Source organism: Leifsonia sp. RAF41 (assembly GCF_052114085.1).
In the GTDB taxonomy this organism is placed as follows: Bacteria; Actinomycetota; Actinomycetes; order Actinomycetales; family Microbacteriaceae; genus Leifsonia.
Genome location: NZ_JBFREB010000001.1, coordinates 2,533,921 through 2,557,901 on the forward strand (window position 1 = coordinate 2,533,921; position 23,981 = coordinate 2,557,901).

31 protein-coding genes and 1 tRNA gene are annotated in these 23,981 nt (G+C 68.7%); 16 read left to right on the forward strand and 16 right to left on the reverse strand.

All coding sequences use genetic code 11. From position 1 onward, the window contains the following. The first annotated feature begins 71 nt into the window (after positions 1–71). From pstC to pstB, 3 genes are read left to right on the forward strand one after another with little or no spacing between them, the layout of a single operon-like run. Complete coding sequence (pstC, locus tag AB4Y74_RS12230; protein ID WP_441799346.1) at positions 72–1,019, forward strand: phosphate ABC transporter permease subunit PstC; 948 nt, start codon at positions 72–74, stop codon at positions 1,017–1,019. Continuing rightward, entirely contained in the window at positions 1,019–2,116 is a 1,098-nt protein-coding gene (gene pstA / locus AB4Y74_RS12235) for a phosphate ABC transporter permease PstA (protein WP_441799347.1), read from the forward strand. The genes pstC and pstA overlap by 1 nt, the downstream gene beginning before the upstream one ends. 46 nt (positions 2,117–2,162) lie before the next feature. Beyond that, on the forward strand, positions 2,163–2,942 hold the full coding sequence (gene pstB, locus AB4Y74_RS12240) for a phosphate ABC transporter ATP-binding protein PstB (protein WP_441799348.1): 780 nt from the start codon (positions 2,163–2,165) through the stop codon (positions 2,940–2,942). Between the two features lie 18 nt (positions 2,943–2,960). Here the strand turns inward: pstB and AB4Y74_RS12245 are convergent, their stop codons facing one another. Then, complete coding sequence (locus AB4Y74_RS12245; protein WP_441799349.1) at positions 2,961–3,329, reverse strand: VOC family protein; 369 nt, start codon at positions 3,327–3,329, stop codon at positions 2,961–2,963. A gap of 59 nt (positions 3,330–3,388) precedes the next feature. On the opposite strand from AB4Y74_RS12245, the gene AB4Y74_RS12250 reads away from it, so the two are divergent. Continuing rightward, positions 3,389–3,859, forward strand: a complete 471-nt coding sequence (locus AB4Y74_RS12250) for a MarR family winged helix-turn-helix transcriptional regulator (RefSeq protein ID WP_441799350.1) — start codon at positions 3,389–3,391, stop codon at positions 3,857–3,859. Between the two features lie 9 nt (positions 3,860–3,868). Here the strand turns inward: AB4Y74_RS12250 and AB4Y74_RS12255 are convergent, their stop codons facing one another. The 3 genes from AB4Y74_RS12255 to AB4Y74_RS12265 all read right to left on the reverse strand — a co-directional run bounded on the left by AB4Y74_RS12255 (position 3,869) and on the right by AB4Y74_RS12265 (position 6,106). Then, positions 3,869–4,636, reverse strand: coding sequence for an anti-sigma factor (locus tag AB4Y74_RS12255; protein ID WP_441799351.1), 768 nt, complete (start codon positions 4,634–4,636; stop codon positions 3,869–3,871). After that, a complete protein-coding gene (sigK, locus tag AB4Y74_RS12260) occupies positions 4,633–5,208 on the reverse strand; it encodes an ECF RNA polymerase sigma factor SigK (RefSeq protein WP_441799352.1) in 576 nt (191 codons plus the stop codon). Before sigK ends, AB4Y74_RS12255 begins: the two co-directional genes overlap by 4 nt. 268 nt (positions 5,209–5,476) lie before the next feature. Next, positions 5,477–6,106, reverse strand: coding sequence for a DNA-directed RNA polymerase subunit beta (locus AB4Y74_RS12265; protein WP_441799353.1), 630 nt, complete (start codon positions 6,104–6,106; stop codon positions 5,477–5,479). A 56-nt stretch (positions 6,107–6,162) separates the two neighbouring features. Here AB4Y74_RS12265 and AB4Y74_RS12270 point away from each other — a divergent pair. The 4 genes from AB4Y74_RS12270 to AB4Y74_RS12285 all read left to right on the forward strand — a co-directional run bounded on the left by AB4Y74_RS12270 (position 6,163) and on the right by AB4Y74_RS12285 (position 7,801). Then, positions 6,163–6,235 (forward strand) — tRNA-Lys (locus AB4Y74_RS12270). 194 nt (positions 6,236–6,429) lie between these two features. After that, positions 6,430–6,678: a type II toxin-antitoxin system Phd/YefM family antitoxin gene (locus AB4Y74_RS12275; RefSeq protein ID WP_441799354.1), complete on the forward strand. Its 249-nt coding sequence runs from the start codon at positions 6,430–6,432 to the stop codon at positions 6,676–6,678. Continuing rightward, complete coding sequence (locus tag AB4Y74_RS12280; RefSeq protein ID WP_441799355.1) at positions 6,671–6,937, forward strand: Txe/YoeB family addiction module toxin; 267 nt, start codon at positions 6,671–6,673, stop codon at positions 6,935–6,937. Before AB4Y74_RS12275 ends, AB4Y74_RS12280 begins: the two co-directional genes overlap by 8 nt. Before the next feature lie 219 nt (positions 6,938–7,156). Continuing rightward, positions 7,157–7,801 (forward strand): VOC family protein, encoded by a 645-nt coding sequence (locus tag AB4Y74_RS12285; protein WP_441799356.1) that lies wholly within the window; start codon positions 7,157–7,159, stop codon positions 7,799–7,801. Between the two features lie 254 nt (positions 7,802–8,055). Here the strand turns inward: AB4Y74_RS12285 and AB4Y74_RS12290 are convergent, their stop codons facing one another. Continuing rightward, complete coding sequence (locus tag AB4Y74_RS12290; RefSeq protein ID WP_441799357.1) at positions 8,056–8,334, reverse strand: helix-turn-helix transcriptional regulator; 279 nt, start codon at positions 8,332–8,334, stop codon at positions 8,056–8,058. 92 nt (positions 8,335–8,426) lie between these two features. Here AB4Y74_RS12290 and AB4Y74_RS12295 point away from each other — a divergent pair, with 92 nt between their 5' ends. Continuing rightward, entirely contained in the window at positions 8,427–9,203 is a 777-nt protein-coding gene (locus AB4Y74_RS12295) for a DUF4386 domain-containing protein (RefSeq protein ID WP_441799358.1), read from the forward strand. A 65-nt stretch (positions 9,204–9,268) separates the two neighbouring features. On the opposite strand, the gene AB4Y74_RS12300 is transcribed toward AB4Y74_RS12295, so the two are convergent. After that, complete coding sequence (locus tag AB4Y74_RS12300; protein ID WP_441799359.1) at positions 9,269–10,363, reverse strand: FAD-dependent monooxygenase; 1,095 nt, start codon at positions 10,361–10,363, stop codon at positions 9,269–9,271. A 149-nt stretch (positions 10,364–10,512) separates the two neighbouring features. Here AB4Y74_RS12300 and AB4Y74_RS12305 point away from each other — a divergent pair, with 149 nt between their 5' ends. Next, complete coding sequence (locus AB4Y74_RS12305; protein ID WP_441799360.1) at positions 10,513–10,995, forward strand: hypothetical protein; 483 nt, start codon at positions 10,513–10,515, stop codon at positions 10,993–10,995. Between the two features lie 17 nt (positions 10,996–11,012). Here the strand turns inward: AB4Y74_RS12305 and AB4Y74_RS12310 are convergent, their stop codons facing one another. The 3 genes from AB4Y74_RS12310 to AB4Y74_RS12320 are packed head-to-tail and all read right to left on the reverse strand — an operon-like array spanning position 11,013 to position 13,009. Then, on the reverse strand, positions 11,013–11,189 hold the full coding sequence (locus AB4Y74_RS12310) for a CGNR zinc finger domain-containing protein (RefSeq protein WP_441800448.1): 177 nt from the start codon (positions 11,187–11,189) through the stop codon (positions 11,013–11,015). Beyond that, positions 11,111–11,683 carry a VanZ family protein gene (locus AB4Y74_RS12315; protein WP_441799361.1) on the reverse strand — a complete coding sequence of 191 codons (573 nt, stop codon included), beginning with the start codon at positions 11,681–11,683 and terminating at the stop codon, positions 11,111–11,113. Before AB4Y74_RS12315 ends, AB4Y74_RS12310 begins: the two co-directional genes overlap by 79 nt. Before the next feature lie 48 nt (positions 11,684–11,731). Next, on the reverse strand, positions 11,732–13,009 hold the full coding sequence (locus AB4Y74_RS12320) for a chloride channel protein (protein WP_441799362.1): 1,278 nt from the start codon (positions 13,007–13,009) through the stop codon (positions 11,732–11,734). Positions 13,010–13,096: 87 nt separating this feature from the next. Between AB4Y74_RS12320 and AB4Y74_RS12325 the strand changes: the two genes are divergently transcribed. Then, positions 13,097–13,672, forward strand: coding sequence for a transporter (locus AB4Y74_RS12325; RefSeq protein WP_441799363.1), 576 nt, complete (start codon positions 13,097–13,099; stop codon positions 13,670–13,672). A gap of 28 nt (positions 13,673–13,700) precedes the next feature. Here AB4Y74_RS12325 and AB4Y74_RS12330 read toward each other — a convergent pair whose 3' ends face one another. After that, positions 13,701–14,312: a DUF4232 domain-containing protein gene (locus AB4Y74_RS12330; RefSeq protein ID WP_441799364.1), complete on the reverse strand. Its 612-nt coding sequence runs from the start codon at positions 14,310–14,312 to the stop codon at positions 13,701–13,703. 131 nt (positions 14,313–14,443) lie between these two features. Between AB4Y74_RS12330 and AB4Y74_RS12335 the strand changes: the two genes are divergently transcribed. Continuing rightward, positions 14,444–15,538, forward strand: a complete 1,095-nt coding sequence (locus tag AB4Y74_RS12335; RefSeq protein WP_441799365.1) for a calcium:proton antiporter — start codon at positions 14,444–14,446, stop codon at positions 15,536–15,538. Here the strand turns inward: AB4Y74_RS12335 and AB4Y74_RS12340 are convergent. Continuing rightward, positions 15,513–16,136, reverse strand: coding sequence for a TetR/AcrR family transcriptional regulator (locus AB4Y74_RS12340; RefSeq protein WP_441799366.1), 624 nt, complete (start codon positions 16,134–16,136; stop codon positions 15,513–15,515). The genes AB4Y74_RS12335 and AB4Y74_RS12340 overlap by 26 nt on opposite strands. Positions 16,137–16,235: 99 nt before the next feature. Between AB4Y74_RS12340 and AB4Y74_RS12345 the strand changes: the two genes are divergently transcribed. Then, positions 16,236–16,940, forward strand: coding sequence for an SDR family oxidoreductase (locus AB4Y74_RS12345; protein WP_441799367.1), 705 nt, complete (start codon positions 16,236–16,238; stop codon positions 16,938–16,940). Here AB4Y74_RS12345 and AB4Y74_RS12350 read toward each other — a convergent pair. Together AB4Y74_RS12350 and AB4Y74_RS12355 are read right to left on the reverse strand one after the other, a co-directional pair. Then, positions 16,919–17,854, reverse strand: a complete 936-nt coding sequence (locus AB4Y74_RS12350; protein ID WP_441799368.1) for an aldose 1-epimerase family protein — start codon at positions 17,852–17,854, stop codon at positions 16,919–16,921. The genes AB4Y74_RS12345 and AB4Y74_RS12350 overlap by 22 nt on opposite strands. Positions 17,855–17,870: 16 nt before the next feature. Next, positions 17,871–18,656, reverse strand: coding sequence for a DeoR/GlpR family DNA-binding transcription regulator (locus tag AB4Y74_RS12355; RefSeq protein WP_441799369.1), 786 nt, complete (start codon positions 18,654–18,656; stop codon positions 17,871–17,873). An 81-nt stretch (positions 18,657–18,737) separates the two neighbouring features. On the opposite strand from AB4Y74_RS12355, the gene galT reads away from it, so the two are divergent. From galT to AB4Y74_RS12370, 3 genes are read left to right on the forward strand one after another with little or no spacing between them, the layout of a single operon-like run. Further along, positions 18,738–19,925: a galactose-1-phosphate uridylyltransferase gene (galT, locus tag AB4Y74_RS12360; RefSeq protein ID WP_441799370.1), complete on the forward strand. Its 1,188-nt coding sequence runs from the start codon at positions 18,738–18,740 to the stop codon at positions 19,923–19,925. Continuing rightward, positions 19,922–21,082, forward strand: coding sequence for a galactokinase (gene galK, locus AB4Y74_RS12365; protein WP_441799371.1), 1,161 nt, complete (start codon positions 19,922–19,924; stop codon positions 21,080–21,082). The genes galT and galK overlap by 4 nt, the downstream gene beginning before the upstream one ends. A 60-nt stretch (positions 21,083–21,142) precedes the next feature. Further along, positions 21,143–21,949 (forward strand): MBL fold metallo-hydrolase, encoded by an 807-nt coding sequence (locus AB4Y74_RS12370; protein WP_441799372.1) that lies wholly within the window; start codon positions 21,143–21,145, stop codon positions 21,947–21,949. A 102-nt stretch (positions 21,950–22,051) separates the two neighbouring features. Here AB4Y74_RS12370 and AB4Y74_RS12375 read toward each other — a convergent pair whose 3' ends face one another. The 3 genes from AB4Y74_RS12375 to AB4Y74_RS12385 all read right to left on the reverse strand — a co-directional run bounded on the left by AB4Y74_RS12375 (position 22,052) and on the right by AB4Y74_RS12385 (position 23,934). Then, entirely contained in the window at positions 22,052–22,417 is a 366-nt protein-coding gene (locus AB4Y74_RS12375; RefSeq protein ID WP_441799373.1) for a hypothetical protein, read from the reverse strand. Positions 22,418–22,573: 156 nt separating this feature from the next. Next, entirely contained in the window at positions 22,574–23,056 is a 483-nt protein-coding gene (locus tag AB4Y74_RS12380; protein ID WP_441799374.1) for a YbaK/EbsC family protein, read from the reverse strand. Beyond that, entirely contained in the window at positions 23,053–23,934 is an 882-nt protein-coding gene (locus tag AB4Y74_RS12385) for a bifunctional methylenetetrahydrofolate dehydrogenase/methenyltetrahydrofolate cyclohydrolase (protein ID WP_441799375.1), read from the reverse strand. The genes AB4Y74_RS12380 and AB4Y74_RS12385 overlap by 4 nt, the downstream gene beginning before the upstream one ends. Between the last annotated feature and the right edge of the window lie 47 nt (positions 23,935–23,981).

The following is a 23,981-nucleotide window of genomic DNA, read 5'->3' on the forward strand; positions in this document are numbered from 1 at the left end:
AGCCCGGGCCGAGCGGCGCTCCCACCTCAGCCGCCCCTCACCCGGGCGCACCCGATGAGAGAAAGCAAGCAATGACCGCCGGAACCGCAGGAGCCATCAGGCCCAAAGCGAAGGTCCGCCTCGGCGACCGCGTCTTCTCCAGCACCACCATCGTCGCGGGATCCCTGATCCTCGCGACGCTCGCCGCAGTGGCGCTGTTCCTCGTCATCCAGAGCATCCCGGCACTCTTCGCCCACGCCGGCGAGCTGCCCAACAACGCCACCAACTTCTGGTCGTGGGTCTGGCCACTCGTCTTCGGCACCATCTGGGCCGCCGTCATCGCCCTGCTGATCGCGACACCGCTCTCCATCGGAATCGCCCTCTTCATCTCGCACTACGCGCCGCGCCGTGTGGCCGCCGTTCTCGGCTACATCATCGATCTGCTGGCCGCGGTCCCGTCGGTCGTCTTCGGCCTCTGGGGCATCGCGACGCTCGCCTCGTTCGTGCAGCCCTTCTACGTCTGGCTCGGTGAGTACCTGGGCTGGATCCCGCTCTTCGCGCCGCCGGTCTCCGGCACCGGCCGCACCATCCTCACCGCCGGTCTCGTGCTCGCCGTCATGGTCATCCCGATCATGACCGCCATCTGCCGCGAGATCTTCCTGCAGACGCCGCGGTTGCACGAAGAGGCGGCGCTCGCGCTCGGCGCGACCCGCTGGGAGATGGTCAAGATGGCCGTCCTTCCCTTCGCGCGGAGCGGGATCGTCTCCGCGATCATGCTGGGTCTCGGGCGGGCGCTGGGCGAGACGCTCGCCATCGCGATGGTGCTGTCGCCGGCGCTGATCGTCAAGTTCGCGCTGCTGCAAGCCCAGAGCCCGAACACCATCGCCGCCAACATCGCACTGCAGTTCCCCGAGGCCACCGGCATCGGCGTGAACGCGCTCATCGCCTCCGGCCTCGTGCTGTTCGTGGTGACGCTGCTCATCAACGTGCTCGCCCGCTACATCGTCAACCGCCGCAAGGCCTTCTCTGGAGCGAACTGATGGCCACCACGACCGCCACTGCCACCGCCCCGCGGCCCCTCGTCAACTCGTACACCGCGGGCAAGCTGCCTCGCTGGAGCCCGTGGGCGATGCTCGTCGTCTCGTGGGTGGTGTTCGGCGCGATCTTCGCCATCCTGGCCGCCAGCGGCGCGACGAAGGGCTTCAACATCGTCGGGGCGGTCTTCTTCGGCACCGTGCTGTTCGATGTCGCGATCTACACGACGTCCCTGCTCGTCGAGGGCCCCCGGAAGGCGATGGACCGGCTGGTCACCTCACTGGTCGCCACGGCGTTCATCATCGCGCTGCTCCCCCTGATCTCGCTGGGCTGGACCGTCGTGGCGCAGGGTCTGGCGCGGTTCGACATCGCGTTCTTCTCGCAGTCGATGCGCAACGTGATCGGCGACGGCGGCGGCGCGCTTCACGCCATCGTGGGGACGCTGGAGATCACGCTGATGGCGGCCGTCATCTCGGTCCCGATCGGCCTGCTCACCTCCATCTACCTCGTCGAGTACGGGCGCGGGATGCTCGCCCGCGGCATCACCTTCTTCGTCGACGTGATGACCGGCATCCCCTCGATCGTCGCCGGCCTGTTCGCCTACGCACTGTTTGCGCTGTTCTTCGGCCCCGGCATCCGCAACGGCTTCATGGGCTCGATCGCGCTCTCGGTGCTGATGATCCCGGTCGTCGTGCGTTCCAGCGAGGAGATCCTGCGGATCGTCCCGAACGAGCTGCGCGAGGCGTCGCTCGCTCTCGGCGTGCCGAAGTGGCTCACCGTCCTCAAGGTCGTGCTGCCGACCTCCATCGCCGGTCTGGTGACGGGCGTGATGCTCGCGATCGCCCGCGTCATCGGCGAGACCGCGCCGCTGCTCATCGTCGCCGGCTTCACGACGAGCATGAACTACGACCTCTTCAACGACCGGATGATGGCCCTGCCGGTGTTCGTGTACACCCAGTACACGCAAGCCGCCGGTCTGCACGCGCAGGCCTCCATCGACAGGGCGTGGACGGGCGCACTCGCCCTCATCATCATCGTGATGCTGCTCAACCTGGTCGGGCGCATCATCGCCAAGGCCTTCGCCCCCAAGTACGGCCGCTGACCGGCCTCACCCGACTAGCAAGGCCAAATCTCAAAGGAGTCACGGCATGTCCAAGCGCATCGAAGTCAACGACCTCAACGTCTACTACGGCAAGTTCCACGCCGTCGAGGGCGTGTCGCTCACCATCGAGCCCCGTACCGTCACCGCATTCATCGGCCCGTCCGGCTGCGGCAAGTCGACTTTCCTCCGCACGCTCAACCGCATGCACGAGGTCATTCCCGGCGCCTACGTCGAGGGCGAGGTGCTCATCGACGGCAACAACCTGTACGGCACGGGCGTCGACCCGGTGCTGGTGCGCCGCCAGGTGGGCATGGTGTTCCAGCGCCCCAACCCGTTCCCGACCATGAGCATCCGCGACAACGTCCTCGCCGGCGTGAAGCTGAACAACCGGCGGATGTCGAAGAGCGAGGCCGACGAGCTGGTCGAGAGCTCGCTGCAGGGCGCCAACCTCTGGAACGAGGTCAAGGACCGCCTGGGGCTCCCCGGATCGGGCCTCTCGGGCGGACAGCAGCAGCGTCTGTGCATCGCGCGCGCCATCGCCGTCTCTCCCGACGTGCTGCTGATGGACGAGCCGTGCTCGGCCCTCGACCCGATCTCGACGCTTGCGATCGAGGACCTCATCGAGGAGCTGAAGAACGACTACACGATCGTGATCGTGACCCACAACATGCAGCAGGCCTCGCGCGTCTCCGACCGCACCGCCTTCTTCAACATCGCAGGCACCGGCAAGCCGGGCAAGCTCATCGAGTACAACGACACCAACCAGATCTTCTCCAACCCGACCGTGCAGGCCACCGAGGACTACGTCTCCGGCCGCTTCGGTTGAGTTCGGCGACAGCGCCGATCAGGCGCGGTCGTGAAGGGTGATGTGGTAGCCGTCGGGGTCGGCGAAGGTGAACGTCCGTCCGAAGGGGCCGTCGATCGGGGCTGCCACGATGGTGTGACCATCGGCGACGAGCGCATCGTGGATGGCCTGGACGTCGGTGGCATGGAGCCAGATCGCAGCACCGATGCCGGGCTGAGGGACGGATGCGAGATCCGTGCCAGGGACGAGGTCGCGGAGCGCGAACGCGATCGGCTGGGTCTCGAAGACGACCGCGTGCGGCGGACCCGCCGGCGACCGGACGAGGCCGAGATAGCGCTCGTAGAACGCCTGCGAGGCGACGAGGTCGCGGGCTTGGAGTGAGATGAAGTCGGGACCGGTGGCGGGCATGGTGCTCCTTCGTTGTATGTCAGTTTTCTGACATACGAAGCCTATGTCAGAATACTGACATGAGCCAAGACCGAGCCGGCGTCGACCTGGAGACATCCCTGGGCTATCTGCTGAAGGAGGCGTCGAGTGCGCTCCGTGCGGCGATGGAGGAGGTGCTGCGCCCGCTGGGAATGAGTGTGACGCACTACTCCTGCCTCGAACTGCTGGCTCAGCGGCCCGGCCTGTCGAACTCCGAGCTGGCGCGGGGCGCGTTCGTGACACGCCAGACCATGAATGTGCTTCTCCAGTCGCTGGAACGGGACGGCTCCGTGACCAGGCCGACGGAGGCACCGGTCGGGAAGGCCCTCCCTGCGCGGCTCACGCCCCAGGGCCGGCAGAGCCTGGAGAAGGCGACCGCAGCCGTCCGGTCCGTCGAGCTCAGGATGCTGTCCGGCATGACCGAGGCTGAGCAGGCCGGGGCGTTCCGGATCCTGCAGAGCATGATCCGCTCCCTGCGTGATGGCGAGGTCAGCGCTGTAGACAGCGCATAGACCTGCGGATCAGGAGGGAATGGCGACGATCGGAGCGGTCGTCGGCTTGTCCGAGCCACCGCGGGGTTCGACGGTGACGCCGACCGTGTCACCGGCAGCCATGTCGCCGGCGAGGACGCGCCAGGTCGAGCCCGAATCCGCCGGCTGCATCGTGCCGGCCGGGATCGCCTGACCGTCGCGCAGGTACCAGAGCTCGTAGGTCTTGCTTGCGGGCAGTTCCGGGAGGTCGTTGGCGACGAGCGCTGAACGGCCCAACTCCCCCGACCAGACGAGAGTCGCGGTACCGCCACCGGCGACCTCCGCGGTCGCGTGCTGGACGTCGGATGCCGCATTGATCTCAGCCAGGGCGGATGCCTGCTGCGACGTGTACGCGTTGTTGCCCGAGAGGGCGGAGCCGACGAACGCTCCGCCGATGAAGAGCATCACGGCGGCGGCCGCGGCGCCGAGCAGCAGAGCCGGTCGCTGGAACCAGCGTCGCTGAGCAGCGCGCTCGGCAGGTCCTGCGGAAGACGGTGCAGGGATGGACGAAGCGGCGGGCGGTGTCGCGGCGGGCGCGGGCGACGGCTCGGTCGCATCCTCTGTCGCATCCTGGACCGGCAGCTGCGGAGTGGTCGCCAGCTGTGCAAAGAGGGCGGCCTTCAACTCCGGGCGCGGCGCGACCGGCTCGGCAGCCAGGGCGAGCTCGGCGGCAACGTCTTCGAAGGCGCGCGCCTCCGTGTCGTCTTCGGCGCCCAGGCGGTAGCCCAGGCGGTCGTCGCGGTCGTTCTCGTCGGTCATGTCGTCACCCCCAGTTCCTGTCGCAGCCGTATCATCGCATCGCGCAGCCGAGTCTTGGCTGTGCCGAGCGGGATGCCCAGTTCGGTCGCCACCTCCGACTGACTGAGCCCGCCGTAGTAGGCGAGGGTGACGGCGCGCCGCTGCGGCTCGCTCAGCTTCGCCATCGCCACCTCCACCCTCTCGTGCTCCACGCGGACCTCGACCGCCTCGGCCACCTGATCGTAGGCGGTCGGCAGGTCGCGGATCCCCACGGCCGTGTCACGGTCGCGCGACGCTTGGGATGCGCGGATCCGGTCTACGGCACGTCGGTGGGCCATGGTCATGATCCAGGTCTGCGCTCGACCCTTATTCGGATCGAATCGCGCAGCGGATTGCCACGCTTCCAGGAACACTTCCTGGGAGACCTCCTCCGACTGAGCAGCGTCGATGAGGAGGCGGCGGATGAGCCCGAATACGCGAGGCGCCATAGCGTCGTAGAAGGTCGAGAACGCCTCCTGATCGCCTGTGGCGGTGCGCACAAGGAGCGCGTCGAGATCGACCGCAGGGGCGTCCTCCACGTCGTCTCCGCTCATCTCGTCCGTCCGGCGCTCCAGACAGGCTGCACTCGCCAGAAAGGATCTTCTTGCCAGAAAAGGCCTTCTTGACAGAGTAGTGCCGGGCCGCAGAACGCCTCTCGGCGCGAGGCCGCTCGGAGCGGCTAGTTTTGGAGCCCGGGGTTACTGCGGCCCGGCGACATCCAGTGTACAGGAGGCCTCGCGCTCACTGCCGGGCGTGGCGTTCGCAGCGGGAGAACGCAGATGCCCGTGTCGGGGGTTGACCTCGCGGAGGCCGGGTGGCGCGTCAGTCGAGCGAATCGGAGCGCCAGAGCCGCGCGCAGGCCGTGAGCTCCTCCGCGGTGCGCGTGAAGCGCAACGCGCGCGTGGTCAGTTCGCTGGCGCGTTCCGGGTCGAGGATGTCGCGGTCGTCGGCGACAGATGCGGCGCCGGCGGCGGCCACCCGGCAGAACGCGGCGGCGCGGTCGAGCGCCACGGCGAAATCGCCCTCGAACAGCCCGCGCAGGATGCGGTCGGCCAGCTCGGTGATCTCAGCCGGTCCGGCGGGACTCGAGGCTCCCGCGATCACCGGGTCGATGGACGGGAGAACCTCGGTCCCTCGCTGGTACAGGTATGCGGTGCCCTCCGCGTCCTGCCGGATCAGCAGCCGCAGGAGATAGATGCGCCACAGGGCACCCGGCAGGCTCTTCGCGTTCGAGCGGGACCACAACTCGGCGAGCGCGTCGATCCCGTGCTCGTCCGTGAACGCGACCAGCCGATCTACGACCGCGGGTTCGGGATTGTCGCGAACACGCGCCAGCAGCGCCCGCGCGGTCTCGTGGGCGACCCTGCTGATCTGCGCGGGATCCTCCCCGCCCATGAAGGCCTCGAACATTCCACTCGTGAACAGGGCGGGCTTGTGGAAGCGGTCAGACATCCCCCTATTCTCCCCCTGCGACCGGACCGAGTGAATCCACGCTAGATTGGACGCACGGGCCTGTAGCTCAGTTGGCAGAGCATCGGACTTTTAATCCGCGGGTCGTGGGTTCGAGCCCCACCGGGCCCACCCTTATATTCATTGGGATTCCAGCCCATCGGCGGTCGATTCAGACCCGATGGTTTCGGGTTTGCGGAGGCGTGGCCGAGCATCCGCTGCACGGCCTTGACGTCGGCTCCGGCCGAGACTGCCAGGCTCGCGGCCGTGTGGCGGAGGTCTTGCACCGTCAAGTGGTACGATATCTTGTACCACTTGGAGGAATCATGGCCATCACAGCAAGCGAGGCTCGCAGCGACCTGTTCGGCCTCATCGAACGCGTCAACCTCGACCAGACTGAAGTCGAGATCACATCCAAGCGCGGGTCGGCCGTGCTGATGTCGAAGGACGAGTACGACGCGCTCCTTGAGACCACCTACCTCCTGCGCTCCCCTAAGAACGCACGACGCCTCATCGACGCCATTGAAAGCGCACGCGCGGGAGACATCACCGAGCACGACCTGACCGGTGAGTGACCGCAAGCTCGCCTGGACCGCCGGCGGCTGGGAGGACTACCTCTACTGGCAAGGCCAGGACCGGCGAACACTGAAGCGGATCAACCTCCTGATCGAGGACATCCTGCGCGATGACCCGTTCGAGGGCGTCGGTAAGCCGGAGCCGCTGAAGCATGCGCTGGCCGGGGCGTGGTCGCGACGCATCGACGAAGCGAATCGGCTTGTCTACCTCGTCGATGATGTCTACGTGATAGTTCTGCAGGCTCGGTATCACTACTGACGGGAAGACGCTCGGTCCCACTTATCCTCCTTGATGCGCCGCGAGGTGCAGCGCTGCTCGAGGGCAGGCCGCGGCGCTTTACCCGTGGACTCGGCGGCGCGCCGCGAGCCCGCGCCAGGTCTCCTTTGTGGTGGAGGCTCGGATGGCAACGGTTGAGCTCGCGGGGTCGGTGGCCTAGGTTTGCTGACCGGGGCACATGTCCCGGAACGGTTGGGGCGAGTGGCCGAGCAGATTACTTCCAAGCAGTTCCATGAGGCTCCGGGCACGAGTGGCTGGCATGTCTTGTATGGAGGCGCACAGACCGTGTTCACCACCGGGTCGTTCGCAATCGGAGTGGAGTTCGTTCGCCGCATCGCCAACGAGGTCGTCGACGTGGGTCGAGAACCCGACATCGATCTGCGGCCTGAGGCGGTCGTCGTCCGTACCGCTGCAACAGTGAACGGGCGTCTCGACGGCTCCGATGTCGAGCTCGTGCAGCGTGTCTCGGCGATTGCCGACAAGATGGGCATCGCCCCCGATCCGTCGCTGTTGCACACGATCCAGATCGCCGTCGCCGAGGCGGAGGGCGTGCGCACTCGCGATTTCTGGATCGCCGCGCTCGGATACGAGGAGGTGGGAGGACTCCTGGTCGATCCGCTGCGGCGCGGACCGCGACTTTGGTTCGACGAAATCGCTTTGTCCGGCCGCGGCAGGACGCACATCGATGTGGCAGTCCCTAACGATCAGGCCCAAGAACGGGTCGCCGCCGTCGAGGCCGCGGGCGGCCGACTGGCCGATGGCTCGCACGCTCCCGACTGGTGGACCCTGGCATCCCCGGACAACCACGGTATCGACATCGCGGCATGGGGAGATGGGGAGGGCTGATCTGGTCGGTGTCCCGCCCTCAGACCACCCCTCGGCTCGTGATCCGTGCCCACACTTTGCCCACAGTTGGTCGAGATCCCATGCGATGACAATGGTCTTCTGTCATTCCAAATCCGCGGGTCGTGGGTTCGAGCCCCACCGGGCCCACCCTCACAAGCATTGGGATTCGAGGCCGTCAGCCTGGAGCGTGCTGGGTTCGACCTGCACGAGCAGGGCGCACATGTCGCCTCGAGAATCCCCACGGTGATTGCCTCTCACGCCCGCCTGAGGAGCACGTCGAGAATCTCACCGACGGCGACTTCGTCCAGGCCCTCCCTGCGGATCGGCTGGTTCGGATGCAGCTCATAGAAATTGCGACTGCCAACCCGACGGCGCGTCAGGTATCCGCTTTCGACCAAATCTCCGACTATCCGATGTGCCGCACGTTCCTGCACGCCCACACTTTCGGCGATCTCGCGGATCCGGATCCCAGGGTGGCGAGCGACGCAGTACAGGGCATGCATGTGATTAGTCAGAAAACCCCACTGAGCCATTGCGCTATCCTCCTGTCATTTGAGACATGTCTACATTGCCATGTCGTGTACAACAGGATAGCGTTGCCAATGCACCTTCTAAGGAGCACACCATGGCCGCCAACACCGAAATCACCCCTCCTGTCAGGATTCCCATTCCGCGGGGCCGAATGCGCCCGACGAGGCGAATCTCCCTGAGCGTCGGCATCTTGTACGTACTCACGTTCGTGTCCATCCCGACACTGGGGCTGTACGCGCCCATCAAAGAAAACGTCCGCACCTTCATCCTGGGAACCGCTGGAAGCACATCGGCATTGCAGGTGGGGGTGCTGTCCGAAGTCATTGTCGGCCTGGCCGGCATCAGCACGGCCGTAGTGCTTTACCCGCTGACCAAACGGATCAGTCAGACCGCCGCCCTGGGGTTGGTTGCCGCCCGGCTCTTGGAAACCTGCCTCATCTTCGTCAGCGTCGTCAGCCTGCTTACGATCATGACTCTGCGGAGCGACCTTGCTGGAGCCCCCGGGACAAGCCCAGCGATGCTGGCCACGATGGGTCATGGCCTGCTTGCGAACTACACCTGGACGTTCCTGCTCTCGCAAAGCCTGATGCCCGTCGCCTGCGACCTGCTCCTGGGCTACCTGCTGTTCCGCTCCGCCCTCGTTCCCCGGATCTTCCCGATCGTCGCCTTCATCGGCGCACCCCTGCTCCTCGCCTCCGACATCGCGGTCTTCTTCGGCGCATACTCCCCGGTGTCCCCGATCGCGGTTCTCGCCGCGCTGCCCGTCGCCGTGTTCGAACTGTCCCTCGGCATCTGGTTGATCATCAAGGGGTTCAAGACCACGCCGCTGACACTCGGATACGACGCAATCGGCCAGCCCGCAGGAGCCTGAACGTCGGCACCACAACGATGCCCCTGCCGCCCATCACCCTCAGCTGTCGGCTCACTCCGCGCGAATCAGTTTGGGGCGAATCGAAGTAGGGCGTTGCGTGCCCGGATTCCCACGCCCGTGGCCGGCACCAGGAAGTGCGACGCGATGACCGACCCCCGCTGGGCCCGACGGACTCGGCGCCGGTGGGTACGCTCGTAGTCGCTGAACGCGACGGCGTGGTCGTCCCCGTGGGACGCGAGCGCAGCGGCAAGGGTGCGCGCGGCGATGATGGCATTACTGGATCCCTCCCCGAGGAGAGAAAGACAACTGGCCGCGTCGCCGACCAACACGATTCGGCCGTGGTGCCAGGTGGGAAGCGCAATGCGTGTGACCGCATCCAGGTAGACATCGCCGGCGTCTCGCCAGCGATCCAGCATCGTGGGCGCCAGCCATCCGACGTGAGCATAGGCGTCCGTGACGAGCTTCTTGGCGGCGGCCCGGTCGCCCGGAGCGACCAGATGATCTGTGCGGAAGATGAACGCCGCGCCGGGGTGTCCGCCTGCCGGATGCACGGCGAGCATGCGGCCGGGCTCGTTGTAGATCAGAACGGAGGACGGATCAGCGATGTCGATGTCGGTCCGAATGGTTCCGACCGCCAAGCCGAATGGTCGAGCAAAGGCGGTCTCCGGCCCGAACACCAGCCGTCGAACGGTCGAATATAGACCGTCGGCGCCGACGACGAGATCAAACCGGCGATCTGCTGACCGCTCGAAGGACACATCGACACCGTCGGCGTCCTGGGCTAGAGCAGTGACCGTGTCACCTGACAGCAAGTGCACGGATGGCAGCACCGCATCGAGCAACGTTGAAGCCAAGTCCGCTCGGGCGATCTCGATCTCTCTCGCGCCGACCCGACGCGTGCGCATCGATGCCCGCGTGCGCCCGCTCGCATCGACGAAGACCGCCCGCGTCACATCGGTATCGGCGGCGCGCAGCCGCTCCTCGACTCCCATCGCCGCGACGATCGGGAGGGCTTCGCCGCGCACATCGACCGGGCTTCCACTCGAGCGCGTGTTCTCCGCACGCTCGACCATGGAAACACTCCACCCGGACCGGGAGAGCCAGAAAGCGAGGGCGGCACCGGCGATCCCGGCACCGGAGATGAGAACTGATTTCGACACGATCGCTCCCGGGACTCCGGAGTCCTTGTTGACCCGAGTCCAGGCCGAGGATGGACGCCCCTCGTGATCACGATGGTCCCGGATTCGACGGTGGTCAAGCAGGAGAGGCGGTCGGCGGGTGTAGCTTCTCCCTCAGAACGGAGACGCGAATGCCGCATTCAGCGCTGATCCTGCTTCACGCAGCATTCGCTGTCGCCAGCTTCGTGTTCGGGTGGCTCGTGCTCGCGACCGTGCCGCGTAACGCGTCGTCGCGGCGATTCGCCTCGTTCTTCTGGTGCACCGTGACGGCGATGCTGCTGCTGCTTGTCGTCGTCGCGGTCGACTGGGCCGGGCTCACCGTAACGAAGCGCGTTGCGTTCGGCGTTCTCTGCGCTCTGGCCATCTACCTGATCGTCCGCGCCGAACAGGCACGTCGTGCCCTGAGAGGTCAATCCGATGGGTGGCGCAAGAGGTTCATCGGTCATGTCGGCTTCGTGATGATCTCGCTGTTCGACGGCTTCTGTATCGTCTCCGCGATCGATCTCGGGATGCCCGCGGCCGTCATCATCGCCGTCGCCATTCTCGGCGTCGTGGTGGGAGTCGTCGTGATTCGCCATCTGGTGCGGCGCGACACGATCGCCCGAAGCGTCTGATCAGCCGGCGGCGAGGCTCAGCCCGTCTGACGCGCATAGTGGCGTCGCGCTTTCATCCGGTTGCCGCACTCGGCCATCGAGCACCAACGCGCGGAATTCGGTCGACTGTGATCAATCAGGAATTTGCTGCAGTCAGGGTTCGCGCATGGCCCGAGGGGCTCGCACCCATGCTGTGCACGCCGAGGAATGCCCAGGCCAGCACCACGACGATCGTGAGGACGAGCGCGACGGCGTTCAGCACCCGGTTGGTGCGGGCGCCGAGAAGCCGCGCGACGCCCGCGTAGATGCCGATGCCGAGGACGCCGCCCAGGGCGTTGGCCAGCACATCCGTGATGTCCGACCGCCCGATAGCGAAGACGTACTGAACCGTCTCGAACGCAACAGTCGTGATGAGGATCGGGAGGAGCCTGCGGCCGATCGACCAGCCGGACGTGAGCATGGACAGGTAGACCCCGTACGGCACGAAGACGATCACGTTCTCAATCACCTCGCTCCAGCCGACGACGCCGCCGGCCGTGTAGGAGCCCGCGAACGGAATCAGGTTGAGGTGCCGGCCGCTGTCTCCTGTCTCGTAGTTGAAGGGGAACTTGAACAGAACGAGCCCGACCAGCAGCACCAGGTAGGCGGCGAAAAGGATGGTCGTGAGCGTGCTGCTTCGGGGGCTGCGGCCACTTCGACTCGGCGTCATCTCTGTTCTCAGTCCCTCTGTAGTTGCATGCGACAACGGCGCGTCGCGCTATGCGACCCCGGTCACCCGGCTGCGCTCGAGCAGGTAGCCCACCGCTACGGCGCCGGCGATGCAGAGCATCACGGGCACCAGCAGGTCGGGGCCCTGGCCGGTGAACTCCATCGTGAGCAGCAGTGCGGTCAGGGGAGCCCGCATGGTGACGGCGAGGAAGGCAGCGGCGCCGATGAGGGCGAAGGCGGGGAGCTCCGCCCCCGGCCAGAGGAGGTTCCACGCCGCTCCCCCGGCCAGCCCGAGCCCGGCGCCGATCGCGAGGCTGGGTGTCAGCGTTCCGCCCGCCGCGCCCGCTCCGATCGTTCCGAGCGTGGCGGCCGCCTTCACGACCGTCATGAGCAGGATGAGCAGCACCGGCAGCGACGCCGCGAACGCCAGCTGCCCCAAGGCACGGCCGTTGCCCAGGATGGCCGGCAGCCACACGGCGGCGATGCCGACCGCGAGGAAGGTGAGCGGCATGACGATGAGGATGCCCCACGACTTCGGGCGGTGGACCTGCGCGAAGCGGGCCCCGCGCACGAAGCCGACCGCGGCCAGGCCGATCAGGGGTCCGGCCAGCACCGACCAGACGACAACCGTCGGCGTGAGGTGCAGCTCCGGCAGCGCGTACAGCGGGTTCGCCGGAACCACGACGCGCGCCACCAGCGCGGCGATCGCGGAGGTCGCGAACGCCGGCAGCACGGTCGCGAAGCTGATCTCGGCCAGCAGGATCTCGACGGCGAAGACCGCCCCGCCGAAGGGGACGTTGTAGACGGCAGCCAGACCCGCGCCCGCCCCGCAGGCGATCAGGATGCGCCGCTCTCGCGCCGAGACACCGGCCCGCTCGGCGAGCCAGCCGGCCCAGAGCGCTCCCACTTCTCGCGGGGCCACCTCGCGGCCGATCGACGCGCCGAGGCCGACGATGACGATCTGCAGGGCGGCATTGGCCAGGGTGACGAATGGCGGCATCCTTCGCCCGTTCACCGACTGCTCGACCGAGACCACGGCATGTGCCGGCGCCCGTGCGCCCCACCTGCGGAGCGCCCACCATCCGACACCGCCGATCACACCAGCGACGGCGAGCGCGACGACGCGGTTGACGGGCGGCGCGTCGAGGAGCCCCTCGTAGAAGTCGCCCTCCGAGTACCCGAACGCGAGGTGCTGCAGGGCGTGCAACCCCAGGTAGACGAGTCCGCCGCCGACGCCCGCTCCGACGCCGACCAGCGCGGTCACCACGACGAGACGGAGGAGCCACTGCGGCGTGGCGGGTCCGGGAGCCGGTCGAGCAGAGCGCACGGGCCCAGCGTAGCGGCGACGGGCGCAGCGTTCGTCCGTACGAAACTCGGCAACGAACTGTTCACCGTTCGCCGGTACGGTGAGCGCGTGGCCTCCTCCCTCCCCGAGCCGGTGAAGCTCGAGCAGGACGCGTCGCCGGCGCAGCCGTCGGCGTCCACTGCGTCACGATCGCGCGCGTCACGCGCCTCTCTCGACGAGTCGACCGTTCGACGCACCGCCACCCGCCTGTTGCCGCTCGGCGCCGCCCTCGTCGCCGGATGCATCGTCGCGAGCCTGCTTCTCGCCGTCTCTCTGCGCACCGAGTTCCCGCTCTTCTCGGAGGCGTCGGCGGCGCGCGGCCGCGACTGCACCACGATCGCGAGTGCTCGGCACGCGCTCGACGCGGCTCTGGAGGCCCAGCTTTCGCTGCGGGTCCGTGACGCGGACGCCCCCCGCTCCATCCGCTCGGCGATCGCGGCGTTCGGAGCGCGCACGCAGGATCTGGCGACACCGTCGGTCGAAACCGCCCTCAGTCCCGTCCGGAGAGAGCTCAACACCCTCGCCGACAGCGTGCAGGTCTCCGGGGCCACCCCGGATGCTCCCGTCGCCGACGCAGCGGTCGACGACGCGTTCGCCCGCCTCGCCCAGGCGTGGCAGGGCCCGATCGCGCGCGTCTGCTCCTGAGTGTGCGTCGACCACGGTCGCCGCGAACTCAGCCCGCGACCAGCGCTCCGACCTGTAGCAGGGAGATGGAGTCTGAGGTGCACGCCGTCACGTTGGCATCCTTGACGAAGAGGGACGCGGTCGATCCGGGCGGGTAGACGCGGAACCCATCTGCCGGCTTCGGACCGCAGTCCGCTTCCGGATAGTTGAGCGCCTGGGTGATCCGGAGCGGCGCCTTCGCGGTGCCACCTGGCTGGAGCACCACGGTCGGATGCGGCGTGCTGCGGTCGAACTCGGCCGGCTTGCCCAGCTGGGTGCCGTTGCCGTCGCCGACGAACGACACGCCCGGCCAGCCCTGCAGGGAGCATGGGGTCGAGCCGTTGTTCGTCAGAACGATGGTGACCTCGACACTCCCGGCGGCGCCGCCACCGCCCTGGCCGATCGTTCCGGCGAGGTTCGCGGTGTCGCATTGTCCGTCGATAGGCGTCGCGGTCGCGGTCGACGTGGATGTCGGGCGCGGTGACGACGTCGGCGTCGTGGATGCGGAGGCGCTGCCTGTCGTCGGCGCCGAATTCGGCGTGGCGCACCCGGCGACGGCGAGGGCGATGGCGAGCGCGACACCGGCGGAGCCGGCGACGCGGAGGGTCCAGTTCCCGGTCATGCGCCCATCCCATCACGGGAAGCGCGGCGCGCTCGGCGGACCCGCCGAACGGTCGGTGAGCGGGCGGATCCGGCCAATCGTGCGCCGCAGGCGCACTGCACCGCCCGAGACCGGCCTGGCAGGATGGACGCATGAAGGCGCTCGGCTCCTGGCTCGCACGATGGTGGACGATCGGGGTGCCCGCGATCGGGGTCGTGGTCCTGGTCGCTTTCTGGGCGGTGGAACTGAACACGATCGCGGTCGCTGTGATCGCCGTCGTCCTGGCGGGCACGGTGCTTGCCGCCGTGCAGCATGCCGAGGTGGTCGCCCACCGGGTCGGGGAGCCGTTCGGCTCGCTCGTGCTCGCGGTGGCGGTGACCATCATCGAGGTCGCCCTCATCGTCACGCTGATGACAACAGGCAAGGACTCCCCCGAGCTGGCTCGCGACACCGTGTTCTCCGCCGTCATGATCACGATGAACGGCATCGTCGGGCTGTCGCTGCTGCTCAGCGCCTCCCGTCGCGAATCCACCGCGTTCAACGCACAGGGCAGCGGTGCCGCCCTCGCCACGGTGACCGCCCTGGCGACGCTGACGATGGTGCTGCCGAGCTTCACATCCGCGCCCGGCCCGGTGTTCTCCACGCCCCAACTCGTGTTCGCGGCGATCGCCTCCCTCGCGCTGTACGGGATGTTCGTCCTCACCCAGACCATCGCGCACCGCGACTTCTTCCTTCCGGTGGGCAGCAAGGGCCAGCCGCTCACCGAGGACGACCACGCCGCGGCGCCGTCGAGCCGTACGGCCTGGATCAGCCTCGGTCTGCTGCTGCTGTCGCTGGTGGCGGTCGTGGGTCTGGCCAAGCTGGAGTCCACACCGATCGAGCGCGCGATCACGGGGATCGGCCTGCCGCAGTCGTTCGTCGGCGTCGTGATCGCCCTGCTGGTGCTGCTCCCGGAGGCGATCGCTGCGGCCAAGGCAGCCAACCGGAACCGGACGCAGACCAGCTTGAACCTGGCGCTCGGCTCGGCGATGGCGAGCATCGGCCTCACCATCCCCGCCATCGCGGTGGCGTCGATCTGGCTGCCCGGCGCGCTGCACCTCGGACTCGGGGCGAGTCAGATCGTGCTTCTCGTGCTGACCGTGCTGGTCAGCATCCTCACCATCGTCCAGGGCCGCGCCGTACGCCTGCAGGGCGGCATCCACCTGGTGCTGTTCGCGGCGTTCATCTTCCTGTCGATCGCGCCGTAGCTGGCTCGGTCACGGACGCGGTCGCCGCGTCGAACAGCTGCGCCGCCGCCTGAACCGCGGCCTCGGGGGTCCCTCCGCGCATCGCAGCGCTGGCGGACGCTCCGTCGAAGAGCAGCGTGAGCTGCACGCCCACGAGGTGCGGGTCGCGCGCGCCCGCGGCGGCGGCCTGGCGCTCGAAGTACGCGGTCAGCTCCTCCTTGAAATGACGGGCGACGACGGCGGCGGGATGTGCGCGGTCGCGCAGCTCCGTGGCCACATTGACGAACGGGCACCCGTAGAAGTCGCTCACCCGGGCCGCCTCGTGGAGGGCCTCGAACACGTGGAGGGTGCGCTCGCGCGGAGTGCCCTCCTGCTCGCTCGCGAAGTAGCCGGCGACGACCTGCGGGCCGTACTCCTGCAGCATCGTCGCGACGATCGCATCCTTGCCGTCGAAGTGCTGGTAGATCGAGCGCTTCGAGACCTCGGCCTCGTGCGCGAGCCGGTCGACACCGACCGCGTTCACGCCCTCCCGAACGAAAAGCCGCGCCGCGGCGGCCAGGACGCGGTCGCGCGGCTTGGGCTTCGGCGTCGGGATCGTGCGGGGCGTCGCGGTGGTCATCCTCCGATGATAGAGCCGGGGTTGCAGAAAGTAAACCGATCTGTGTACATTGGCACCTACGCCGATACACAGATCGGTTTACTTTTCGGAAGGATTCCCATGACCGACATCACTGGACGCATCGCCCTCGTCACCGGCGCCAATCGCGGCCTCGGCGCCGCCTTCGTCACTGCGCTCCTCGAGCGCGGTGCCAGCAAGGTGTACGCGGCGGCACGCCGTCCCGAGACCGTCACGAGCCGCGACCCGCGTGTCGTGCCCCTGGAGCTCGACGTGACCGACGCGGACAGCATCCAGCGCGCCGCGGCGATCGCGACGGACGTGAGCATCCTCGTCAACAACGCCGGCATCGCGGCCAACCAGTCGCTCGTCACCGGCGACCTCGACGAGATCCACCGCGAACTCGACACCAACTTCTGGGGACCGGTGCTCGTCACCCGCGCCTTCGCCCCCGTGCTGGAGGCCAACGGCGGCGGCGCCATCGTGAACATGCACTCCGCTCTCAGCTGGCTCGCCACCGGTTCGTACAGCGCCACCAAGGCCGCGCTCTGGTCCGCGAGCAACTCGGCGCGCGTCGAGCTGGCGCCCGCGGGCATCCAGGTCGTCGGCGTCCACGTCGGCTACGTCGACACCGAGATGGCCGCGGGTGCTCCGGGCGTGAAGGTGCCGCCGAGCCAGGTCGCCGAGGAGGCGCTGGACGCCGTCGCGAACGACGAGGCGGAGGCCGTCGTGGGCGACACCGCACAGCTCGTCAAGTCGCGGCTGCACGAGGACGTTCGCGTGCTCTACCCCCAGCTGGCCAAGTAGGCCTCGCCGCCGAATCCTTCCGGCCGGATGCCCCAGCTCAGCGACCAGGTCTCGCCCGGCTCCAGCCACCGCAGACCACGCCCTGAGTTGAGGGCGTTCGCCGGGGCGGTCATCGGCTCGACCGCGAGGGCCACCCCGCCAGGCTTGGTGGCGAACTTCCGGTGCGTGAACACCTGCACGTAGCGGAACGCGTCGTCCCCCCACAGCACCACGCGCCGACCGTCGTCTGCGCTGAGGGAATGCTCCACCGGCCCGTCGGGCAGGTCGGCGTAGCCCGTGTCGAGGTCCAGCTCGCTGACGCGACGGCCACGGGACAGATCGAACGGCGTACCCTCGACCGGCGCCTCCCCCGTGACGTTGCTGCGGTCGTCCACCTCGAAACGGGTGCGGGCGGCCACGGTCACGGTGAGCTGCTCGGGAGGGACATCCGCGATCCGGAGGTAGGGATGCGCGCCCACGGCGACCGGAGCTGCCGTCTCGCCCGCATTGCTGATCGTGTGGGTGACGGACAGCCCCTCGGTGTGCAACTCGTGGGTGACGGCGGTCTCGAGCAGGAAGGGATAGCCCGGCTCCGGGAAGATCGTCGCCGCCTGTGTGACCGTCGAGTCGCTGCGATCCACGAGCTCGTAGGGGCGGCGACGCAGCAGCCCGTGGCTCGCATTGCCCTTCGCCGGCTCGGTCAGGTCGAGCTGGCGGGGCTCGCCGTCGTACTCCCAGCGTCCATTCGCGACACGGTTGGGCCACGGCACCAGCACGAGCCCGCACGCCGAGGGCGTCTGCTCCTCAGCCGGATACGGCTCGGTCAGGTCGGACTCCGCGAAACGCAGCGACCGGATCCCGGCCCCCACCTGCACGATGGTGGCGCTCAGATCGCCGAAGTCGAGCTCGTACTGTTCACCGGTCGCGGGACGCATGGAACCAGGGTAGGCCTCAGGCAACGACCACGGGCAGACCGGCTTCCCGCAATGCCTCGACGGAGTCACGGGAGGCGGACGCGCCGGTGACCAACCCGGCGACCTCGTCCGCTGCGGCGATCCTCCCCAAGTGCGTGCGGCCCAGCTTGCTGCCGTCGGCGACGACGAGGGCGCGCTCGGCCGACCGGACCATGACGCGTTTCAGGTCGGCCTCCGGCAGGTTGACGTTGGTGATGCCGCCGGTGGGATGCACGCCGGTGCAGCCGATGAACGCAATGTCGGCATGCAGGCGCTCGAGGAGCACCGCCGCGAGCGGTTCGACCAGGGAGTGCTGCAGGGGCCGCAGAGTGCCGCCGGTGACGACGACCTCGAAGCGCGGGATGGCGCGCTCCAGTTCCAGCGCGATCGTGAGGCCGTTCGTGATCACAGTCACGCCCTCCAGGTCGTCGCGCTCGACCAGGGCGCGCGCGATCGCAGCCGTGGTCGTGCCGACGTCGAGGAGCACGCTGCTGCCGGAGACGACCATCGCGGCGGCAGCCTGGCCGATGCGGCGCTTCTCCTCCGCCGACGACTCCAGCGCCTCCTCGAAGCTCGGCTCGCGGGTGCCCACCCCGCGCAGCACAGCTCCACCATGCACGCGCCGGATGCTCTGCTCGCGGTCGAGCGCATCCAGGTCGGTGCGGATGGTCACGTCGGAGACCTGGAACGTCTCGCTGAGGTCCGAGACGCGCGCGAAACCGGCTCGGCCGATCAGCTCGAGCATCCGTTCGCGGCGGAGCGCGGCGGGCAGCGGTTCGCTCATACGCCCATGCTGCTTCGCTTGCGTATTCTTGTCAATACGAAAGCGTCAGCGTATTCTGTCTTTCGGAATCGAAAGGTTGGCATGGCTGCGATCACGAAGCGTCCCACCCGTCTCTCCGACGGCCGGGACCTCATCTACTACGACGATGCGGACACGACGCTGAGCCCCGAGCGCAAGCCGGACCAGCGCGAGGCTGCGCCCCGCCCGGCGACCGCCACCATGCGACAAGACCCTCTGACCGGCGAGTGGGTCTCCATCGCGGCCGCCCGGCAGAACCGGGTCATGCTCCCGCCGGCCGAGCTCGACCCGCTGGCGCCGGCCAGCCCGACGAACCCGTCCGAGATCCCCGACCTCTACGACGTCGCGGTGTTCGAGAACAAGTCGCCGTCCTTCGGGCCGCTCCTCGACGACGGCAACGCGCCGGAAAGTCTCGACGACCTCGCGGCGGTCGGGCTCGGCCGCACCCGCACCTCCGTCGGCCGCTGCGAGGTGGTCTGCTTCAGCCCGGCGACCAGCGGCGCTTTCGGGAGCCTGACCCCGTCGCGCGCTCGCACCGTCATCGAGGCGTGGGCCGACCGGACGACACAGCTCTCCGCGCTGCCGGGCGTGCGACAGGTCTTCCCGTTCGAGAACCGCGGAGAGGCGATCGGCGTCACGCTGCACCACCCGCACGGCCAGATCTACGCGTACCCGTACATCACCCCGCGTACGGCAACCCTCATCCGCTCGCTCGATGCGTACGGACCCACCCTGTTTGCCGACATCCTCGAGCGAGAGCGGGTGTCGGAGCGCGTGGTGCTCGAAGGCGAGCACTGGACCGCTTTCGTGCCGTTCGCCGCCCGCTGGCCGATCGAGATCCACGTCCTGCCGCACCGGCACGTCGCCGACCTCGCCGAGACGAGCGCCGCCGAGCGCGACGAGCTCGCTATCTTCTACCTCCGCGTCCTGCGCGGAGTCGACGCGCTCTACGACTCCCCCACGCCGTACATCGCGGCGTGGCACCAGGCGCCGGTCGGCGTGCGGCGAGACGAGATCCGTCTGATGCTGCAGCTCACATCGCCCCGTCGCGGCGCCGATAAGCTGAAGTTCCTGGCCGGTTCCGAGGCGGCCATGGGCGCGTGGATCGGAGACGTCCCGCCGGAGCAGGCCGCTGCCGCCATTCGCGAGGCCATCGGGCGCGCGGATGCGGAGAACCCGGTCGGCGAGCTGCCGGTCTCCGTCACCGAACTCGTGACCGCATCCCCCATCGACCGAGAGGCTGACCGATGACCGACCTGCGCACCGGCGTCCGCGACGACTTCGCCGAGGTGTTCGGCCGCGAACCCGACGGCGTCTGGTCGTCACCCGGACGCGTCAACCTGATCGGCGAGCACACCGACTACAACCTGGGATTCGTTCTCCCCTTCGCCATCAACCGCCGCACGCTCGCGGCGGTCGGCGTGCGCGACGACCGCGTCCTCCGCGTCGGCAGCACCTTCGCCGACGAGCTGGTGGAGGTGTCCCTCGACGACCTGAAGGCGGACGCGCTGAGCGGCTGGTCCGCGTACCCGCTCGGTGTCGCGTGGGCGCTCGGCGAGTTCGGTGCCGACCTGGCCGCCGTGCCGGGCGTCGACATCCTGATCGATTCGAACGTGCCCGTCGGCGCCGGGCTGTCCTCGTCCGCGGCGATCGAAGGCGCCGTTGTCATGGCGCTCAATGAGATCTGGCGTCTCGGACTCGACCGCCGCACACTCGCCCGCGTGGGCCAGCGTGCCGAGAACGTCGCCGTCGGCGCCCCGACCGGCATCATGGACCAGTCCGCGTCCCTCCTCGGCGAGCGCGACGCCGCCGTCTTCCTCGACTGCCGCTCACTCGACTCGCAGATCGTGCCGCTCGGACTCGAGGATGCCGGACTCGAGATCCTCATCATCGACACCGGAGTGACGCACGACCACGCGACGGGCGGGTACGCCGAGCGCCGCGCCTCCTGCGAGGAGGGTGCGCGCATCCTGGGCGTCGAGGCGCTGCGGGATGTGTCGGTCGCCGACCTGGACCGCGCGCGCGAGCTGCTCGACGACGTGACCTTCCGCCGCGTCCGCCACATCGTGACGGAGGACCAGCGCGTGCTCGACACCGTGCGCACGCTGCGCGAGGAGGGGCCGGCGGCGATCGGTGAACTGCTCGACGCATCCCACGTCTCCATGCGCGACGACTTCGAGATCTCGGTGCCGGAGCTCGACCTGGCGGTCGAGACCGCGCAGGCGAACGGCGCCATCGGCGCGCGGATGACCGGCGGCGGCTTCGGCGGCTCGGCGCTCGCACTGGTGCCGTCCGACGCGATGAGCCGCGTGCTCGTCGCCCTCGACGGGGCTTTCGCGGAGCACGGCTTCGGCCAGCCCGACCTCTTCACGGTGCGTGCGTCGGAGGGCGCTCGGCGCGAGAGCTGAGTTGCTGCCGGGACGGCCGCGTTCACCTACCCGTCACCGGGAGCAGGCAGGATGTGACAGGTGACGGAACAACGCGTGAACGAACCGGACGTGACCTGGCTCGACCCGGACACGGTCCAACTGCGGCAGACGAAGGCGTCGCACTGGGAGGCACCCTTCCTGTACCTGCTGTTCGGGAGGGAGCGGTCCCTCCTCATCGACACGGGTGCGACCACCGACGAGGCACAGTTCGCGCTGCGCGCGACCATCGAGCGGCTGACCTCCGACTGGCTGCGCCGCAATCCGGTCGTGTTCGTCCGTCCCTACCCGCTCGTGGTGGCGCATTCGCATGCGCACGGCGACCACATCGCCGGCGATGCTCTGCTGCGCGGCCGTCCCGGCACGACGGTCGTCGGCACCAGTCCGGCCGAGGTGATCGGCTTCTTCGGCTTCCACACCTGGCCGGATGAGACGGTCTCCTTCGACCTCGGGCGCCGCGTGATCGACGTGATCGGCGGTCCGGGCCACGAGCCGTCGGCGGTCGCCTTCTTCGACCGGCAGACGGGCATCCTCTTCACCGGCGACACCGTACTGCCCGCCCACCTCTACGTGCGCGATCTGACGCAGTTCCGCGCGACCGTCGAACGCCTGATTCGCTTCCGCGACGACCCGACGGCGCCGGTCCGGGAGCTACGCGGCGCCCACATCGAGATGTCGAACGACCCCGGCGTGGTCTACCCGCCGGGCACGGTCGACCAGCCGGACGAGGCTCCCCTGCCACTGCGGCCGCGCATCCTGGACCGAGTCCTCGCCGCCCTCGACGAACTCGACGGCACCCCCGGCCAGCGCGTCGTCCGCCGCCGCTTCATCGTCACCCTCAACCGCTGACCTCCCCCTCTCCCCCTCTCCCCTCTCCCGCCATCGCTTCCTCGAAAAGTCCGCCCGACACGCCGCCGGAGGGCGCACTTTTCGAGGAAGCGATTGCTGGGGTCAGGGGTCGGTTCGGCGAGAGGCGGAGATGACGGCTGCGGTGGTGGAGGCGATGGCGACGAGAAGTAGTCCGTAGGTGGCTGCGGAGAGATCGACGCTCCCGTTCACGCTCCAGACCGTGCCGTTGCCGTCGGCGCGCCGCCACTCGCACGCTGTGCCGATCGGCCACCACGAGCGCTGCTCGCCGAGCAGGGAGTTCCTCTCCCCGATGTGGGCCCCGGCCGGAGCCGGGCCGTACACCGAACACCGGTCCTTCCATCCGGCGCCGAGCGCCACGACACCGAACACGGCGCTCAACGCCAGGGAGAGGATCGCCGTCCCTACGAGTCCCGCGAAAACTCCCAGGTCACCAGCACGCTTCCGCATCCCTCGACGCTAGCGATGCGCAGGCGCTCATCAATCCCCCCGAAGAGCGACCCTCATCCCTCCCCAGACTGAACCGCCTCCGCCGTCGAGCCGCGAAGACTGCACACGACACGCGGACGGAGTGTGCAGTCTTCGCGGACTCGGTGGCCGGGGGCGTCAGGGCTCGACGGAGGTGGGGGTGCCGCCGGTGAGGCGGAGGAGCTCCTCGAAGGTGGTCGGGAAGACCGTGTGTGCGTGGCCGGCGGCCGCCCAGACCTCGGGGTAGCCGGCGAGCGCCACATCCACCACCGTGCGGAGCGGAGCGGGGTGCCCGAGGGGAGCGACGCCGCCGATGGTCTGACCGGTCGCCGCCTTGACGGTGTCCGCGTCAGCGCGGCGGATGCGGCCGCCCAGCTGCTCGCCGAGGAAAGCGGTGTCGACGCGGTGCGCGCCCGACGTCATGACGAGCAGCGGCTCGCCGTCCAGGGTGAAGACCAGCGAGTTCGCGATCGCGCCCACCTCCACGCCCAGTTCCGCCGCCGCGGCGACGGCGGTCGGGGTCGCGGTGTGGAACCAGCGCACCCGCGGCTCGACGCCGGCCGCAAGCAGGGCCGCCTCCACGCGTTCGACCGCGGGATGCGTCCGCTCGGCGTCCGTCACGCCAGTTCTCGCTCGGCCGACTCCACCACGTTCTGCAGCAGCAGCGCGCGGGTCATCGGGCCGACCCCGCCGGGGTTGGGCGACACCCAGGAGGCGACCTCGGCGACCTCGGGTGCCACATCGCCCGCCACGACGCTCTTGCCGGTCACCGGATCCTCGACCCGGCTGACGCCCACGTCGAGCACGATCGCGCCCGGCTTGACGTTGTCCGCGGTCACCAGTCCGGCGACACCCGCGGCGGCCACGATGATGTCGGCGCGGCGCAGGTGCTCGTCGAGGTCGCGCGTGCCGGTGTGGGTCAGCGTGACCGTCGCGTTGAACTCGCGGCGGGTCAGCAGCGCTCCGATCGAACGGCCGACGGTGACGCCGCGTCCGACGACGACCACATCCTTGCCCCGGATGTCGATGCCGTGGCGCAGCATCAGCTCGATCACGCCACGCGGCGTGCAGGGCAGCGGCGACGTGATCGGACGGTTGACGTTGAGCACCAGCCGGCCCAGGTTCGTCGGGTGCAGCCCGTCCGCATCCTTCGCCGGGTCGACGAGTTCGAGGATGGCGTCGGTGTCGAGGTGGCCCGGCAGCGGCAGCTGCACGATGAAGCCCGTGCAGTCGGGGTCCGCGTTGAGCTCCTCGACGACCGCTTCGAGTTCGGCCTGCGAGATGTCGGCGGGGAGGTCACGGCGGATGGACGCGATGCCCACCTCGGCGCAGTCGCGGTGCTTGCCGGCGACGTACCACTGCGACCCCGGGTCGTCCCCGACGAGGATCGTCCCGAGACCGGGAACGACGCCCTGCTCGCGGAGTGCACTGACGCGCTCCTTCAACTCCGCCTTGATCTCGCTGGCGGTCGCCTTCCCATCCAGAATCTGTGCGGTCACGCGGTTCCTTCCATCTGTTCCTCACTTAATCCGCGTTCCAGTCGCGA